This window comes from Wolbachia endosymbiont (group A) of Epistrophe grossularia (assembly GCF_947251435.1).
In the GTDB taxonomy this organism is placed as follows: domain Bacteria; phylum Pseudomonadota; class Alphaproteobacteria; order Rickettsiales; family Anaplasmataceae; genus Wolbachia; species Wolbachia pipientis.
In genome coordinates this window covers 873,988-889,138 of the sequence record NZ_OX366363.1, presented here as the reverse complement: position 1 = coordinate 889,138, position 15,151 = coordinate 873,988, and the positions used below count along the sequence as shown (strand labels likewise).

At 35.1% G+C, this 15,151-nt stretch carries 16 protein-coding genes and 1 pseudogene; 8 read left to right on the top strand and 9 right to left on the bottom strand.

Annotation, left to right across the window (positions count from 1 at the left end; translation table 11 throughout):
- The first annotated feature begins 80 nt into the window (after positions 1-80).
- The 4 genes from ruvA (at position 81) to OPR28_RS04255 (ending at position 3,225) form a co-directional block, all read left to right on the top strand.
- Entirely contained in the window at positions 81-653 is a 573-nt protein-coding gene (gene ruvA / locus OPR28_RS04270) for a Holliday junction branch migration protein RuvA (protein WP_209472514.1), read from the top strand.
- Positions 650-1,630 (top strand): Holliday junction branch migration DNA helicase RuvB, encoded by a 981-nt coding sequence (gene ruvB, locus OPR28_RS04265; RefSeq protein WP_264705936.1) that lies wholly within the window; start codon positions 650-652, stop codon positions 1,628-1,630. The genes ruvA and ruvB overlap by 4 nt, the downstream gene beginning before the upstream one ends.
- Before the next feature lie 65 nt (positions 1,631-1,695).
- The gene (locus tag OPR28_RS04260; protein ID WP_265017805.1) at positions 1,696-2,625 is read left to right on the top strand and encodes a hypothetical protein; all 930 of its coding nucleotides are present in this window, start codon (positions 1,696-1,698) and stop codon (positions 2,623-2,625) included.
- A gap of 60 nt (positions 2,626-2,685) precedes the next feature.
- Positions 2,686-3,225: a DNA-3-methyladenine glycosylase gene (locus OPR28_RS04255; RefSeq protein ID WP_038199418.1), complete on the top strand. Its 540-nt coding sequence runs from the start codon at positions 2,686-2,688 to the stop codon at positions 3,223-3,225.
- Here OPR28_RS04255 and purF read toward each other — a convergent pair.
- The 3 genes from purF to OPR28_RS04240 are packed head-to-tail and all read right to left on the bottom strand — an operon-like array spanning position 3,207 to position 7,241.
- Entirely contained in the window at positions 3,207-4,592 is a 1,386-nt protein-coding gene (purF, locus tag OPR28_RS04250; protein ID WP_265023568.1) for an amidophosphoribosyltransferase, read from the bottom strand. The two genes, OPR28_RS04255 and purF, sit on opposite strands and share 19 nt — an antisense overlap.
- 25 nt (positions 4,593-4,617) lie before the next feature.
- Positions 4,618-5,721 carry a rod shape-determining protein RodA gene (rodA, locus tag OPR28_RS04245; RefSeq protein WP_253303503.1) on the bottom strand — a complete coding sequence of 368 codons (1,104 nt, stop codon included), beginning with the start codon at positions 5,719-5,721 and terminating at the stop codon, positions 4,618-4,620.
- Positions 5,722-5,774: 53 nt separating this feature from the next.
- Positions 5,775-7,241, bottom strand: a complete 1,467-nt coding sequence (locus tag OPR28_RS04240) for a proton-conducting transporter transmembrane domain-containing protein (RefSeq protein WP_265023567.1) — start codon at positions 7,239-7,241, stop codon at positions 5,775-5,777.
- A gap of 64 nt (positions 7,242-7,305) precedes the next feature.
- Between OPR28_RS04240 and OPR28_RS04235 the strand changes: the two genes are divergently transcribed.
- The 3 genes from OPR28_RS04235 to virB9 all read left to right on the top strand — a co-directional run bounded on the left by OPR28_RS04235 (position 7,306) and on the right by virB9 (position 9,046).
- Positions 7,306-7,620 (top strand): NADH-ubiquinone oxidoreductase subunit NDUFA12 family protein, encoded by a 315-nt coding sequence (locus tag OPR28_RS04235; RefSeq protein WP_007548590.1) that lies wholly within the window; start codon positions 7,306-7,308, stop codon positions 7,618-7,620.
- Between the two features lie 2 nt (positions 7,621-7,622).
- Positions 7,623-8,078 (top strand): outer membrane lipid asymmetry maintenance protein MlaD, encoded by a 456-nt coding sequence (gene mlaD, locus OPR28_RS04230; protein ID WP_265023566.1) that lies wholly within the window; start codon positions 7,623-7,625, stop codon positions 8,076-8,078.
- Between the two features lie 185 nt (positions 8,079-8,263).
- Positions 8,264-9,046, top strand: a complete 783-nt coding sequence (gene virB9 / locus OPR28_RS04225; protein ID WP_265023565.1) for a P-type conjugative transfer protein VirB9 — start codon at positions 8,264-8,266, stop codon at positions 9,044-9,046.
- A 3-nt stretch (positions 9,047-9,049) separates the two neighbouring features.
- Here the strand turns inward: virB9 and OPR28_RS04220 are convergent, their stop codons facing one another.
- The 5 genes from OPR28_RS04220 to der all read right to left on the bottom strand — a co-directional run bounded on the left by OPR28_RS04220 (position 9,050) and on the right by der (position 13,574).
- Positions 9,050-9,646, bottom strand: a complete 597-nt coding sequence (locus OPR28_RS04220) for a ribonuclease HII (protein WP_015589381.1) — start codon at positions 9,644-9,646, stop codon at positions 9,050-9,052.
- Positions 9,647-9,652: 6 nt separating this feature from the next.
- Positions 9,653-10,633, bottom strand: a complete 981-nt coding sequence (gene mraY / locus OPR28_RS04215; protein WP_265023564.1) for a phospho-N-acetylmuramoyl-pentapeptide-transferase — start codon at positions 10,631-10,633, stop codon at positions 9,653-9,655.
- 580 nt (positions 10,634-11,213) lie between these two features.
- Entirely contained in the window at positions 11,214-11,756 is a 543-nt protein-coding gene (locus OPR28_RS04210) for a demethoxyubiquinone hydroxylase family protein (RefSeq protein WP_006279362.1), read from the bottom strand.
- Positions 11,731-12,252, bottom strand: coding sequence for a disulfide bond formation protein B (locus OPR28_RS04205; RefSeq protein ID WP_065094847.1), 522 nt, complete (start codon positions 12,250-12,252; stop codon positions 11,731-11,733). Before OPR28_RS04205 ends, OPR28_RS04210 begins: the two co-directional genes overlap by 26 nt.
- Positions 12,249-13,574 carry a ribosome biogenesis GTPase Der gene (gene der / locus OPR28_RS04200; RefSeq protein ID WP_265023563.1) on the bottom strand — a complete coding sequence of 442 codons (1,326 nt, stop codon included), beginning with the start codon at positions 13,572-13,574 and terminating at the stop codon, positions 12,249-12,251. Before der ends, OPR28_RS04205 begins: the two co-directional genes overlap by 4 nt.
- 130 nt (positions 13,575-13,704) lie before the next feature.
- Between der and OPR28_RS04195 the strand changes: the two genes are divergently transcribed.
- Positions 13,705-13,914, top strand: a complete 210-nt coding sequence (locus OPR28_RS04195) for a hypothetical protein (protein WP_015589377.1) — start codon at positions 13,705-13,707, stop codon at positions 13,912-13,914.
- A gap of 9 nt (positions 13,915-13,923) precedes the next feature.
- Here the strand turns inward: OPR28_RS04195 and OPR28_RS04190 are convergent.
- Positions 13,924-15,067: pseudogene (locus tag OPR28_RS04190) on the bottom strand (transposase).
- Positions 15,068-15,151: the final 84 nt, after the last annotated feature.

The window sequence follows — 15,151 nt, the reverse complement described above, 5'->3', positions numbered from 1 at the left end:
CCACGTTTCCCTGTTATAATGTTCGTTTGCTTGACCTAAGATCCAGGAGTATTTAAACTGAACCCTATATAGTACTAAAAATGATAGGAAATCTAAGTGGAATAGTTGATGAAGTGCGCAGCGATCACATAATCCTGAATGTGAATGATGTTGGCTATATGGTGTATCTTTCAGCCAAAACTTTAAGTGCTTGTGCAATTGGAAGTAGAATCAAATTACTTATCGAAACCTATGCAAATAACAGAGAAAACACTACTCAGCTATATGGTTTTATAAGCGAAGAAGAACAGCAGTGCTTGAGGTTGCTAGTTAAAGTAAGCGGCGTTAGCTATAAAACTGCAATGTCAATTTTGGGCAAATTAACTCCAGAACAGCTATTTTTGGCAATTATGAATGAAGATAAAGTAGCACTCAAGATGAGCGGACTTGGCCTGAAACTCATAAATCGAATCATCACTGAATTGAGTGGCAAAGTGAGTAAACTAGAAATAAATAACAATAATTTTCATCCAATTAATGAAGATGCCCTTTCAGCATTGATCAATCTTGGGTATGAAAAAATGAAAGCTTATGATACGATAAAAAAATACAGGCCAAATCTGGACACTAAGGATATTATTCGCATGGCGCTTAAGGAGCTTTCAATACTATGAAATCAATATCGTGCGGTAAAGAATATACTGAAGATGTGCACAATATCAACATCAGGCCTGAACAACTTGATGATTTTGTCGGGCAAAAAGACTTAATACAAAATTTAAAAGTGTTTATAAACGCTGCACAGACGAGAACTGAAGCTTTAGATCACGTTTTATTATATGGTCCTCCAGGGCTTGGCAAAACAACTTTAGCACAAATTGTTTCTAAAGAATTAAGAGTTAGCTTTCGCGCAACTTCTGGTCCTTTACTTAGTAAAGCTGGAGATTTGGCCGCAGTGCTTACCACTTTAAATGCAAAAGATGTTCTATTTATCGACGAAATTCATAGATTAAATCGCAGCATCGAAGAAGTTTTATATACTGCTATGGAAGATTTTTGCCTGGACATATTAGTAGGTGAAGGTCCATCTACTCGCACTTTAAGGATAGATCTACCACCATTTACGCTAATTGGAGCAACAACACGGCTTGGATTACTTTCTGCGCCACTCAGAGATCGTTTTGGCATTCCTTTGCATCTTGAGTTTTATTCCTTTGAGGAGCTGGTTAATATTATAAAAAGAGGCGCAAGAGTTCTTTCTGCTGAAATTGAAGAGGATGCAGCACGGGAAATTGCCTGCCGTGCGCGCGGCACTCCAAGAATTGCTTTGAGGTTACTCAGAAGAATAAGGGATTTTGTTGAAGTGAAAGATGATAAAAAAATTACTTATGAAGTCGCTGATTCTGTATTACTAAAATTGGGTGTAGATAAAATGGGACTCAATAAACTTGATATGAATTATCTAAGATTTTTATTCAACACTTCAGGCCCTGTTGGAATTGACACCATATCTATTGCGCTATCCGAAGATGTTGGCAATATTGAAGAAACAGTAGAACCTTATTTAATCAAAATTAGTTTTGTAAAGCGCACACCAAGAGGGCGCGTTCTAACCGATCAAGCAAAGGAGTATTTGAGCTTTCAACATTAAACATCATAATTTATATTGACTAATTGGCGTGGTATCTATATGCTAACATTTATATATTAAAAATAATGGAGGCATATATGTTAACTAATAGCACTGAAACTGTATCTTTAATTGAAACTTCTTCTAATCTAAATATCAGTCCTTCTGATAATAATTCGATTTCGGATACTAAAAATGTACCTAAATCAACACTAGATGAGAATGTACCTAAATACGTCACTCTTAATAATGCAGAAGAATGGAATGAGTTCTTTATAATGCAGAACAACACTTCTACTAATACCACTAATAAAAAGAAACCAAAACCTTATATTCATAAGGATAGTAATGGTATATGTACATATACTGCTCGGGATGAGAATAAATATGGTGGTAAGAACATTATAGGCAAAATTGCTGAACAAATTAAAGAAGAGATATCTAAAAATATAGAAAATAATGATATAGAATTTATAAAACTTAAAGAAAGCAAAAATGAAGATAATATTATTGAGCCTGCCGTAAGAATTGCGATAGGTAGTAATACAAAAGAAATAAGCATGAGTGACATTCTAAATAACGATTTGTGTAAACAATATGGCGTGAAAGCAATTACATTATTGCTACCTCAAAGTAAAGCAAGGGGGCTACGTTGCCGGGTTGATGAACATGGAACAAGAATTTATGAAGTAGCTAATGGGTCATATCAAATGACTTTAAAGTGGAATGCTCAAGGAAAAGAATGTAATATTAAAATTAATATTCATGATAATGGCTCCGTAGAACTTATTGAGGGTAATGGTGTTACTATGGAGCAATTAGCTGCACATAAAGAAGTAAAAGTAGGAAGGCAATATGAAGCAAAGCCTTTACATGAAGTGTTAGCATCACAATTGCCACAAACACAATTACAACAAAGCTCTGAAGAAGTAAAATTTTTGGAGCAGCATTCAACAAATGTAGAAGACTTGAGCGGCGCATCACAAAAGCATCAAGCTCCTGCTGCTTCAAAATAGGTAAAGTAGTGAAAATTCAGTATAAGTTGCTTGCATCTGCAAGTAACTTATACTTTTATGATGAGCAACACAATACTACCAAGAAATTTCTACGAGCGGCCAACTTTGGTTGTAGCCGGGGAGTTACTAGGAAAGATGCTGAAATTTTCTAACTTTAGTGGAATAATAACCGAAGTTGAAGCCTATATAGGAATGAGTGACCCAGCTTGTCATGCAGCTAAGGGTTATACTAACCGAACCTCAGTAATGTTTGGTATGCCGGGGTTTTCATATGTGTACTTTATATATGGAATGTATTACTGTTTAAATATTGTAACAGAAGCAGAAGGGTTCCCAGCAGCAGTGTTAATACGGGGATTAAAGCTCATTGAACCGCTTGAGGCAAATTTAGGTGGGCCAGGAATATTGTGTAAAAGATTAAATATTACAAAAGAACATAACAAACAGGACCTTACTATAAGCCACGAATTTTGTGTTTATGAATCTCACCTCAAACCAGATTATGTGTGCACTCCGAGAATCGGAATTAGTAAAGGCCAAGAGAAATTTTGGCGGTTTAAAAACTTAAGATCTTGCGTAGACTATTTGCCAATTGGATAATCACCAGTGAAACAAGCATCACAATATTGTGGTGTAGCATTGTTACGCACTTCTCCTTTAACAGCCTGATATAATCCATCAATACTCAAGAAGGCTAGGCTATCTACTCCTATAACTTCCTTAATTTCCTCTACAGATTTATTTGCAGCAATTAAATCTTTGCACTCTGGCGTATCTATTCCATAAAAACAAGAATGCTTAATTGGTGGGCTTGAAATTTTGAGGTGAATCTCTTTTACTCCTGCATCCTTTAGCATAACTATTATATTTGTTAACGTACTACCACGCACTATACTATCATCTATTAAAATTATGTTTTTACCTTTCAAAGTGTGCTTATTAGCATTGAATTTTAATTTTATTCTAACTTTACGTACTTCAGCGGTTGGTTGTATAAAAGTTCTTCCTATGTAATGATTACGAATTATTCCCAGTTCCATAGGTAATCCTGAATGCTTTGCATATCCAATAGCTGCAGGTATTCCAGAATCAGGTATTGGTACAACCATATCTACATTGTTTTTTGGTGGGCTCTCTTCTGCAAGTATTCTTCCTATTTCTTTTCTTGTATCGTATATAGACCTATTCTTCATTATGCTGTCTGGTCTTGAAAAATAAACGTATTCAAAAATACAAAAACTTGATTTTTGCTGTGGGAAAGGAAACATTGAGGCTAGCTTACTACCCGAACTGATGGTAACTAATTCGCCTGGTTCTATTTCTCTAACAAACTCTGCATTTATTATATCAAGAGCACAAGTTTCAGATGCAAGAACGTAAGAACCGTTTAACTTTCCTAAAACAAGAGGCCTGATTCCAGATGAATCACGTACTCCAATAACTACTTCTTGATTGATTGCAACAAAAGAATAAGCACCTTGTATTTGCTTTAATGCATATATAAAACTCTCTAAAAAGCTATCTTTTTCACCGCTTGCTGTCAGATGCACTACTACTTCTGTATCAATATCTGACTGAAAAACGCACTCTTGTTTAATCAATTGTTCGCGTATCGGAGAAATATTAATTAAATTACCATTATGTGCTATGGCGAAATCCCCAAATTTGCCACTTTTGCTAAACATGGGCTGCACTCCAAATTTATTACCACTTGTTGAGTATCGAACATGACCTATTGCACAATCTCCAGGTAAGGATTTCTTTATTTCATCTATATCATCAAATACGCTGCTCACTTGACCTTGAAAGTGATAAGAGTGCAGCTTATCGTTGTTACTGGTTACTACGCCAAAAGACTCTTGACCTCTATGCTGCAAAGCGTGGAGAGCAAGTATAGAGTTAAAAGCAGCACTTTGGTTGCAACTTATGCCAAATACCCCACATTCCTCACGCATTTCATCTAGCATAAAAACTATTAAGTAAAATTTAATTTTACTTTAGCATAGGTAAAATACAAGCATTTTGTTGTTCATCTGCTTTTATTGCCAGCAATAATCCTATGCATATTAAGCTTGCAGCAGTTGTACTTCCTCCATAGGACAGAAATGGCAATGGGTCGCCTATCACAGGTAAGAGGCCCATTGTCATTCCGATGTTTATAAAGAAATGAGCACTAAAAAAGGCGAAAATGCCGATAGATACCGACTTAGAAAAATAATTTTTCGACCTATAAGCGATAGAGAAAATTATGCCAAGTAATGAGGTATAAAGCAAAATTAAAGCCATGCTACCTAAAAATCCCCATTCCTCACTCAGCACTGCAAAAGCAAAATCTGTACGTTTCTCCGGCAAAAATCCAAGTTGAGTTTGACTTCCGTTAACAAAGCCCTTACCAAGCAAACCTCCTGAACCAATAGCTATCTGAGATTGCTGCGCATTATAACCTATTCCAAGTGGATCCACTGATGAATCCAAAAACGACAATATCCTTTGCTTGTGATAAGGACGTAAAAAAGGCCAAATAGCCGGTACTGCAAAAATGCCAAGCGTTCCACATATTACCGAATGAGATCTTTTTATTATTGCTGTGAATATAATTGATATCCCTATAAATAACATTATCACAGCTGTGCCTAAATTAGGTTGCTTTAACACCAAGAACACGGGTAAGAAAATAATTATAAGTGCCTTAAGCAATCTTTTAAATTCCATCATTTTATATACACTCTGCTTATCAAAATAGCGAGCAAGCGCAAGTATTAAGCCTACTTTTGCAAATTCTGATGGTTGCAAACTAATTGATCCAATTCTTATCCACCTTGTTGCACCCATTATGTGTGAGCCAAAAAAATTCACTACTAATAGCGAAATCACTGCTGCTACATAAAAAAAGTAGGCGTGCTTCAAATAAAAATCTAGCTCTATGAATGACATAGCTATAGCAAGTAGGAAAAAGAAGGAGAATATGACCAGTTGGTGAATCGCAAATGGCACCCACTTTCCTCCAGCAGAAGAGTATTGAACAACAATGCCAACGCAAAACAGCGCTATCACGTTAATGACTAACAACCAATGAATCTTCTTCAGTCTATCCACAATAAAGACCTTATAACCTTAAAGTATAGTAAAATATGAAACAAAGATAAAAATCAAAAAACCAACTTCTCAACTACTAACCGAATTGGAGTGCTATATATTCCAGTTACTACTGTTAAAACTGCCATAAACAATAGACAGAAAAGCATAGGAAATGGCACATCATTAATTTTGTCCGGTGTCATTCCAGTGCGTGACGTTGCATCATTTTCAAAATACATTTTCTCTACCATCTTCCACATATATATCAATGCAAGGAAAGAGCCAGCAGCAAATGTTACAAGGGAAATCCACGCATGAGATTCGATAATTGCTTTCATTATATACCACTTGCTTACAAAGCCATTTGTTAAAGGCACACCGATTAATGCTAAACTGAGTAGAGTGAACGCAAGTGCTGTATAAGGCATTGATTTCTTGAGTCCCGATAAATTCTCTATTTTTGTTGTATCAAATTTGTAAGAAATACATCCTGCAGCCATAAATAAAGATGTTTTTATTATGCTGTGGTTTACTATGTGAAGAATTGCTGCAAATACACCTGTTTTTGAGTTAAAACTCAGTGCTAAAATTATATAACCAATTTGGCTAATACTAGAGTGAGCAAGCAGTCTTTTTATGTCTTTTGCGGTTATTGCAAATATCGACCCAAATATAACAGCGCAAAGTGCGAGGATAATTATCACGTTGCTTAGTGATGGTTTAAATAAGAAGAAATTTTGATGAAAAACAGTATAAAAGATTCTGATGAAAACATATATCATCACTTTTGTCACTGTGCCTGAAAAGAATATGCTAATGAAACTTGGCGCCTCACTATATGCATTAACCAGCCACCTGCTTAATGGAAACAGTGCCATTTTGATTGAGAGACCAATAAAAATGAACAACGTGCCAAGTTTTATGATGTTGTTATCGTGTAATGGAACTATTCTTTCAGCCATGTCAGACATATTGAGCGTTCCAGTCATTGAATACAAGAGCCCGATGCCAAATAAATAAAATGTTGCGCCTATTGTTCCACTAATTAGATATTCAAATGCTGCAACCAAGGCTTTTTTATCCCTTCCCATTGAAACTAATACATAAGAAGAAAGAGATGAAATTTCCAAGAAAACGTAAAGGTTAAATATGTCGTTTGTTACTAGAATCCCGAACAGTCCGCTTAAGCACAGTAGAAATAGAGAGTAAAAACCAGTGATTTTGTTTTTGCTAATTTCTTTTTCGTTAATATAAAAGCTATAAAGCACGCTAATCAGCGCTATAAAATTCACTAGGGTTAGAATTAAGGAATTTAACACGTCGATTCTTAACTCTATTCCATACGGAGGAGCCCAATTTCCAAGGTGATAAGTTATAATTTCACCTTTATATGTTTTAATGAGTAGTATTGATGAAATGATAAGAGTGATTGTTGTTGCAATAAAAGAAATAAACCAAGATACCTTGTGTTTCTTGGCAAGAAAGCAAAACATTGATGCAATTATTGGGATAATAACTTGTAAGATTGGTAATTGCATTAAATTGTTGTTAATATATCGTTAAAGTATTAGTATATATAATACTTTTTGTTTTAATACCCTTATGTTATCTAAAATTTGTAATGCAATAAAACGCCTATTACGAAGAGAAGATAAATTTGTAGGAAGAGATGAAAATGGAAATTCTTACTATGAATCAAGTAAAGGAAAAAGGTGGGTTATGTATAGCAGTGTTTCTGAGCCTACAACAGTGCCTCCGGAATGGCATATATGGCTTCACTATACTGATAATGTAGTACCAGTTAATAATAAAAAAAGAAAAGTAAAACATACTCCTAATTTAACGGGTACAAAAGATGCATACTATCCAAACCAAAAAGTGAAAAATTACTATAAAAGCTGGAGTCCTGATAACTAAAGATGCGAAGGTCAAATATACTTGAAATAACCGCTGGATTATTTGTATTAATTTTTACTATTTTTCTGATTTTCTTTGCTATTGATAAGCTATCTTACATAAAGAAAAACTATAAGGATTGCTATAAAATATATGGTCTTTTTGCTAACGCTAACGGTATAGGAGTTGGTGATAGTGTCAAGATCTCTGGTGTAGATGTTGGAAGCATAACTGGTGTATCACTTGACAAAGCTACCTACGTAGGACGAATCGATATGTGTATAAGCAAAGACATAAAATTGCCAATTGATAGTTCAGCTCTGATCACTAGCAGTGGAGTTGTTGGCAGTAAATTTGTTAATATATCACCTGGATCAGATATTAAACTAATCTTGCATGGTGGTAAAATAGAGTATACTCAAGCTGAAGCAAATATGGGTGGAATAATGGACAGAATTCTTGGTATGTTTACAAAGTGAAAATGGCAGGATTCCAAGTATATCCGTTCAGGTAAAGCCTCCTGTAGTTCTAAAGTATTTAAGGAGTTTGCCTTATTTCTTGCCTTTTCTACCGCTTGCTTTGGGGTTTATAGTATAGAAAGTGCCTTAACAGTTGCAGTGCATGTCTATTAATGATAAAATGAAAATTAATTCATTTTGATATTATGACTGGTTTACTGTTTGCCGTACTATTGTTCCTCTGTGGTAGTGATGCACTTGCAAAACAGGAGCCACGTTCAATAGCTGGAGATAATCACATAAAGGTAATAAATTATAACCCACAGGCTATACATAAGTATACGGGTTTTTATGGTTATCAGTCCAGTATATTGTTTGAACCAGGGGAGATAATACAAAACCTTTCAATGGGTGATTCAACTGGTTGGCAACTTCTTCCTCAAGGTAACAGATTGTTTATTAAGCCCATAGATGATATTGCTGATACTAATGCAACTATAATTACCAATAAAAGAGTTTATTACTTTGAACTTCATGCTGAAGAAGCAACTGGACTAGATGATCCAAGATTAGCATATGAAGTAAGGTTTCTTTATCCACTATTTAGCAGTGATGAGATTTACACAACAAATAACGGTGATATCTTCGAACAAGCTAGTCATACCATTATTCCTGATATCAATGATATTGAAGTTGTAAAGAAGGGATTAAATTTTAATTATTCCATCTCGCACGTCAAAGGTAGTCAGTCAATAATACCAATTAAGGTTTTTGATGACGGAAAATTTACATATCTACAATTCAATAAAATAAACTCTGATTTTCCGGCAGTTTTTATGGTTGATTCTGCAGGATATGAGTCTTTAGTAAATTTCCGTACAGTTGATAACTACCTGATAATCGAAAGGGTAAGTTCAGTGTTTACCTTAAGGAATGGATCGAGTACAGTTTGCCTATTTAATGAAACCATACCTTTCAAAAAAGGGTAAAGGCTATAATGCCCGAGATATGGGTGCAAAATTTTTTCTATGATGTTCTGTAATTCCATAAAGGCCAATAGCGTTAAGGTGCTCTTTTGTCCCATATCCTTTATTTTTATACCAATTATATTCAGGATGCTTATTGTGCAATTCTTGCATAAGCCGATCTCTCGTAACTTTTGCAACGATTGAAGCTGCTGCAATTGATGTACTCAAATTATCACCATTTACTATGGATTTCACTTGCCATTTCACTTCAGGTGGTTGATTACCATCAACTAGCACATAATCTAATTCTAGGTCCAAGTCTATCAACGCACGTTTCATTGAAAGTTTTGTTGCTTGCAAGATATTGTATGAATTTATTTCTTCTACGCTTGCCATTCCTATACCAAATTTTGCAACGGATATTATTTTTTCATATAGGACTTGCCTACATTGAGGAGTCAACTTTTTCGAGTCGTTGATTCCATCAATAATTGTATTTCTATCAATAAACACTACGGCTGCGGATATTACTGGACCAGCTAGCGGACCTCTTCCAACTTCATCCACTCCTGCTATCACTCCTGATAATTTATTTTCTAATGTAAAGTCTGGGTATTTCATAGGTTTTTATAATAAGAAAGTTATAGTAAAAACTGAACAGATAATAGAAATTATCCAAAATTTCATAACGATTACATTTTCTGACCATCCCTTCTTTTCAAAGTGATGATGCATTGGTGCCATAAGGAAAACTCTTTTTCCTTCTCCATATTTAAACTTTGTATATTTAAAATATGATATCTGAATAATAACAGATAGAGTCTCTATTACAAAAATTATTCCAATAACGGCAAAAAGCATTTCTCTTTTAATTAGGACACTAGTTAACCCTAAGGCTGCGCCTACCGACAAGCTACCAACATCACCCATAAATATTTTTGCTGGATGTGTGTTAAACCACAAGAAACTTAGAATAGCTCCTATAAATGCAATGCAGAATAAAGTAATATTCATATCTGCTTGAGTTATATATGCAATTAGCCCCAAAAAAGCAAAGGAAGTGATGACTTGAGTTGCAGCAAGGCCATCCAAACCATCTGTGAGATTCACAGCATTAGCAGAGCCGACAATTACAAATGCAGCGAATGGGACATATAGATAGCCAAAATCGATTATTATTTCTTTAAATAGGGACGTTTTTGTAAAACCTTCAGCAGAGTATAGCTTAAGTATAAACACACCAACCAGAGCAACAATAAACTGAATAAGTATTTTGGTTTTTGCACTTAAACCTCGATAGTGATTTGTCTTCAATTTTAAATAATCATCAATAAATCCAAGTAGAGCAAAAAATAGAGTTATCAATATCAGCAGCAAAATTTCTGGTGTTAACTGAACCCAGAGTAAAATTGGTAATAAAGAAGAAGTCAGTATTATTATTCCGCCCATAGGTGGTACATTCTTTTTTGTTATTAAATGACTTTCTGGTCCACATGATCTAATTGGTTGCCCATCTTTGCTTATTTTTTTTAGAAGCTTTATAAAATAGGGAAAAAGAATAAACCCAAAAACAAATGAGGTAAAAAATACTTTTGTAGCTAAGATCATCTGCTTACTTAAATTGACTAAGTGTCATACCACCTATAGCTAATAAAGTCAACTTCTGTCATCCTATAGCCTGACCCACAACTGTACGAACATTGTGATTTGGGCCCATCAGTAGGGTGTCATCCCAGTCTGGAATCCACAACTGTACGAACGTTGTAGTTTGGACCACCAGTGGGGTGTCATCCCAGTGCCCAGACACTGGTTCTATGCAACTTAATTAAAAACGTTTGTTTTAGTGTAAGACAATTACCTTTAGCTTATCAGCTCAGTTATAAGCAAAATTTCTGGATTCCAGACTGGAATGACACCATTTGCTGTGCAATTTACCTTCAAAAATGAATGTTCGTACAGTTGTGAACCTGTGGCAGGTATTACATAAGAGCATTTCCCTCTTCTAAATTAAAACGCACTTTTGCCTCCTTTGCAGTCTATACTTTAGATGTATTTAATTTACAAATACTAATTATTTATTAATAATGGTGATATGTAAATATAGTTATAAAATAATTGTTACACTTGAATTCCTTCCTGGTTTCTGTTGTTATCAGAACATTTAAAACACTTTAAGAAAGCTGCTTAGTTAAATTAACTTAGACAAGTAAATAGCAGTTTTGCAGCCTGTTTTTATGAATGATGATAAAATGTTGTAGCCAAATGCGCTTTCAGCATTGTGCTGAATTGCAATATCTTTGTGCTCTAACTCCTCGTCGCGAAATTTACTTATAGTTTCTCTTAATTCCCCATCTTCTAAATGTGAAACTTGCTCTTTGTAGTGCTCCCCGATAACTTCTTCAACTGCAGCAGTGCAAGCCATAGCAGCTTTTTTGCCCATAATGGCAGTTGCAACGCCAAGCGACACTCCTAAAACACGCCAAACAGGCAACAAAACAGTAGGACGAACTTTTTGCTCTTTGATTTTCTCATTAAAATAGTGAAAATGCTTTTTTTCCTGCTCTTCCATTTCAATTATTTCATTGATTATAGAAGATTTCTTAAGAATAAATTTTTGACCAGAATAAATGCAAATAGCTCCATATTCTCCAGCGTGATCTACTCTAATTGCCTGTTGCAAGAACTGATTGTTGCTGTACCTTAAATTATTTAGATTTCTTTCTTTCTCCACAATACACCTTACCTGATACGAACAGAGCTACTATGAGATAAATTAGATTCCATGTTGCTAAGGAAACACCTAGAACGTAATGAGGTCTGTCACAAGATGGAGAGTAATTAGGATTTAGTAGATTATTTCTGAGCTCTTCTATACTAACGTTACCACTTGCTTGCTCTGTACAACCTAAAACATCATGAAATAAGTGGAGTTCAAGACCTACATGATAAAAAGATATTACTGCACCTATGAGGTAGCTGCAAAACATTGCATAGATTAGAATTTTGTTGTCTTTAAGCATGCACGCTACTGCAAGTAATCCGGCGATATAGTAAACTATTCGCTCGTATGTACATAACTTGCATGGCAGCATGTTGAAAAAATATTCTAGCACATATGCAAAAATTAGAGCAGCGGCACTCGACAGCAGAAAGATTGCAGGAATTCTGGAATTATTACACATAACTTTAAGTAAATTATCCCTGAAAGTATAAAGCAGAGTATTCATTTTACATAGGGATTTTTATTTTTTTTCAAAAGCAATCTAACTGGCACACCGTCTGCAAAGAAATTTTTTCTGAGATCGTTAATTAAATAGCGTTTGTAACTTTCATCAACACTTTCAGGTATGTTACATATCAAAGAAAAAGCTGGAGGTTTAGTACCAATTTGAGCGATATACTTCATTTTAACTGCTTTGCCTTTTACAAGAGGGTGAGAATGTTTTCCTACAGCATCTATGAGCCACTTATTCAGTTTTGCAGTGCTGATCTTCTTGTTCAAGGATTCACTCACTTCAAGACACTTATCTATCACATCACCGCAGCGCATGCCTTTTAACGCAGAAATTGTTATAGTTGGCACTTCCAAGAATAACCTGGTTACTTCCTGTTGTTTGACAAATTTTATTAACCTGCTTCTGTCATCCTTACCTATTAAATCCCACTTATTTAAAACAACAATAATCCCTTTCCCTCCCTTAATTGCAGCTTCACCAATTGATAAATCCTGCTGCTCAATACCAACTAGGGAGTCTAGCATTAAAACTACCACATGAGAGCGCTTGATTGATTCCATGCTTTTCTCAACAAATCTTGATTCTAAGCCATCTACAACATTCGCCTTTCTGCGGATTCCGGTAGTGTCAATTAGAGTAATTAACTCTCCATCATGATCATATGTAATATCCACAGAATCACGTGTGGTACCTGGCTCTGAACTTGTTATTAGTCTGTTTTCTGCAAGTAAACCATTTAAAAAAGTTGATTTTCCAACATTCGGACGGCCGATGATCGCGATCCTCAGCCTACTCAGTTCATTGTTAGGTAACTCAGTGTTCTCATTAAAATTTTCAATAACACCAGCTAATGCATCATAAAGATCAACCATGCCAAGATTATGCTCGGCAGAGATATACACCGGGCCAAGAAAATCAAAAAACTGCAAATAATCAACATTTTCGGATTTATGACTCTCGCATTTATTTGCTATCAGTATCACAGGTTTATTTATTTTTCTCTTCAGCCACTTTGCAAACTCTTTATTTCGCTCATTTTGCACTTTTGCGTCAACAAGAAAGAAAATTATGTTTGAACTGGATAAAGAAAACTCTATTTGCTCAATAACTTGCAGTGAAAAACTAGTTTGGTCGTTCCATCCTCCTGTATCTATAACTTTAAACTCCAAATCGCTAATTCTCCCCATTCCCTCTCGCCTATCCCTTGTCACTCCTGGAATGTTACTCACTACTGCTGCTTTTCTTCCTACTAATCTGTTGAATAGGGTCGATTTTCCAGCATTTGGTAGGCCTACTATGGCGATTTTTAGCATAATTCAAGGGCATGTTCTATATGAAGTAAATTATAACCGAAACTTTTCAATTTAACTATTGACTTCGTAGATTATATAAGCATACTACAGTTAGAATTTTTTATTTCGTTATGTAAAATATGGGGTAGTTATGCTAGTGTCAGAGCAAATAGAGAGTGTAGATAGAGAAGAATTAAAGCAACAAAATCATATACATAAAGATACAGAGTGTTCGGAAGAGACGACAATATATGGGCATATTAATCAACATATGGAAAAAAACATCTCAAATACATTGCATGAAATATATGATGCTCTTATGTCATATAACGAATCGGAACAGTCAATGACGTCAACTTAAGAACTTTCATTAGCAAACTCTCCTAAAGACATGATGGCGTTTAGGCTTATCTACTTTATTGCGGCTGTCCCGGTCGGATTTTAACTTTAGCGCGTATACTTAAAAAGGGCTTGAAAGTTTTTTGGCGCAATAAGTACCTGATAGAGTTTCTGCCTCATTACACCAAATAAAACTGAAAAATTTAAACGATACTCAGTAATTTGATCTGGGTTCCAAGGCCCTTGTGCATCACACATATGAAGCGATAATATATTGCACATGACCAAGTTTGCCCAAAATTCTTGTAATACAGCCTCTCCAGAAAAATTCTCTAACTCTGCTCCTACTTTGAGTCGTTTATAGCACTCCTCTATGTGTCACCTTAACACATAAGCTTTGCTCCAAAGTCTCGGTCAAAAACTCTGTTTCTCAGTTGGCTAATGTCAGCACTATAACTCTTACTTTCTGTCCTTTCATTTTATTTTTTAGCTTTTCATTTTCTAATATAAAATCAAAATCTAATGCGCCAGCGTTCCCATAGCTTACTATAATTTCTTTTTTGCAAGCGAAAAATAAAATCTACTTCCAAATCATAATGCTGCTGAATGAATTTTACTGAAGACGATCATAGATAAATAATAATTTCTCTTGATTTAATAAACGCATTTGAGTGATAACTTCGGGTAATTGCTCTGCCGCCAACGTTTGTTCACCTATATTCCAAGCTGCAAGACGAGCACTGCAAATCAACGAAGTACACAAATCAACAAACAAATTGCCAATGGTGCCTGTTGTTCCATTTGGTTCAAACTCGGATACAATTTCCCCAGAGCTGGGTAATCTCATACCAGAACCATCTGCTGCAATAAGTCTATAGCCTCTCCAACTCAGGTTCATCCTGATAGGCTGTTTGGATGCTTAAATTCTTGAAAGCCTGTATGGCAAATCTTATATCTTGCTTTAGAAAAAGCTTGCTTTGAGGGTACATGTCAATGGCTCCATAAGTTCACATTCTATTCCCAAACTTTTTTTAACTAACTTTAAAATCATAGAAAATACTGTCGAAAAAGGAAGTTTTCTTGTTCGTGTAAAACTCAACACAATGGATTTTCTGAAAAGTTTTCGAGTATATTGCATTTTTAATTTGTAAGATAAGATCTTTTCCTTTTTGCATGCCTCACCTAAAAAAGACACATTTTAAACTTTTTTGTTGCAATAAAATAGAAACAAAAGTGCTGTCCCTTGCACTCTTTGGATA

What these genes read in the sequence shown, in the direction of transcription:
- ruvA (WP_209472514.1), top strand. Translation starts at nt 81, where the DNA reads ATGATAGGAAATCTAAGTGGAATAGTTGATGAAGTGCGCAGCGATCAC.
- OPR28_RS04260 (WP_265017805.1), top strand. Translation starts at nt 1,696, where the DNA reads ATGGAGGCATATATGTTAACTAATAGCACTGAAACTGTATCTTTAATT.
- ruvB (WP_264705936.1), top strand. Translation starts at nt 650, where the DNA reads ATGAAATCAATATCGTGCGGTAAAGAATATACTGAAGATGTGCACAAT.
- der (WP_265023563.1), bottom strand. Translation starts at nt 13,574, where the DNA reads ATGCTAAAAATCGCCATAGTAGGCCTACCAAATGCTGGAAAATCGACC.
- OPR28_RS04205 (WP_065094847.1), bottom strand. Translation starts at nt 12,252, where the DNA reads ATGAATACTCTGCTTTATACTTTCAGGGATAATTTACTTAAAGTTATG.
- OPR28_RS04235 (WP_007548590.1), top strand. Translation starts at nt 7,306, where the DNA reads ATGTTATCTAAAATTTGTAATGCAATAAAACGCCTATTACGAAGAGAA.
- OPR28_RS04255 (WP_038199418.1), top strand. Translation starts at nt 2,686, where the DNA reads ATGAGCAACACAATACTACCAAGAAATTTCTACGAGCGGCCAACTTTG.
- OPR28_RS04220 (WP_015589381.1), bottom strand. Translation starts at nt 9,646, where the DNA reads ATGAAATACCCAGACTTTACATTAGAAAATAAATTATCAGGAGTGATA.
- OPR28_RS04195 (WP_015589377.1), top strand. Translation starts at nt 13,705, where the DNA reads ATGCTAGTGTCAGAGCAAATAGAGAGTGTAGATAGAGAAGAATTAAAG.
- virB9 (WP_265023565.1), top strand. Translation starts at nt 8,264, where the DNA reads ATGACTGGTTTACTGTTTGCCGTACTATTGTTCCTCTGTGGTAGTGAT.
- purF (WP_265023568.1), bottom strand. Translation starts at nt 4,592, where the DNA reads ATGCTAGATGAAATGCGTGAGGAATGTGGGGTATTTGGCATAAGTTGC.
- OPR28_RS04240 (WP_265023567.1), bottom strand. Translation starts at nt 7,241, where the DNA reads ATGCAATTACCAATCTTACAAGTTATTATCCCAATAATTGCATCAATG.
- mlaD (WP_265023566.1), top strand. Translation starts at nt 7,623, where the DNA reads ATGCGAAGGTCAAATATACTTGAAATAACCGCTGGATTATTTGTATTA.
- mraY (WP_265023564.1), bottom strand. Translation starts at nt 10,633, where the DNA reads ATGATCTTAGCTACAAAAGTATTTTTTACCTCATTTGTTTTTGGGTTT.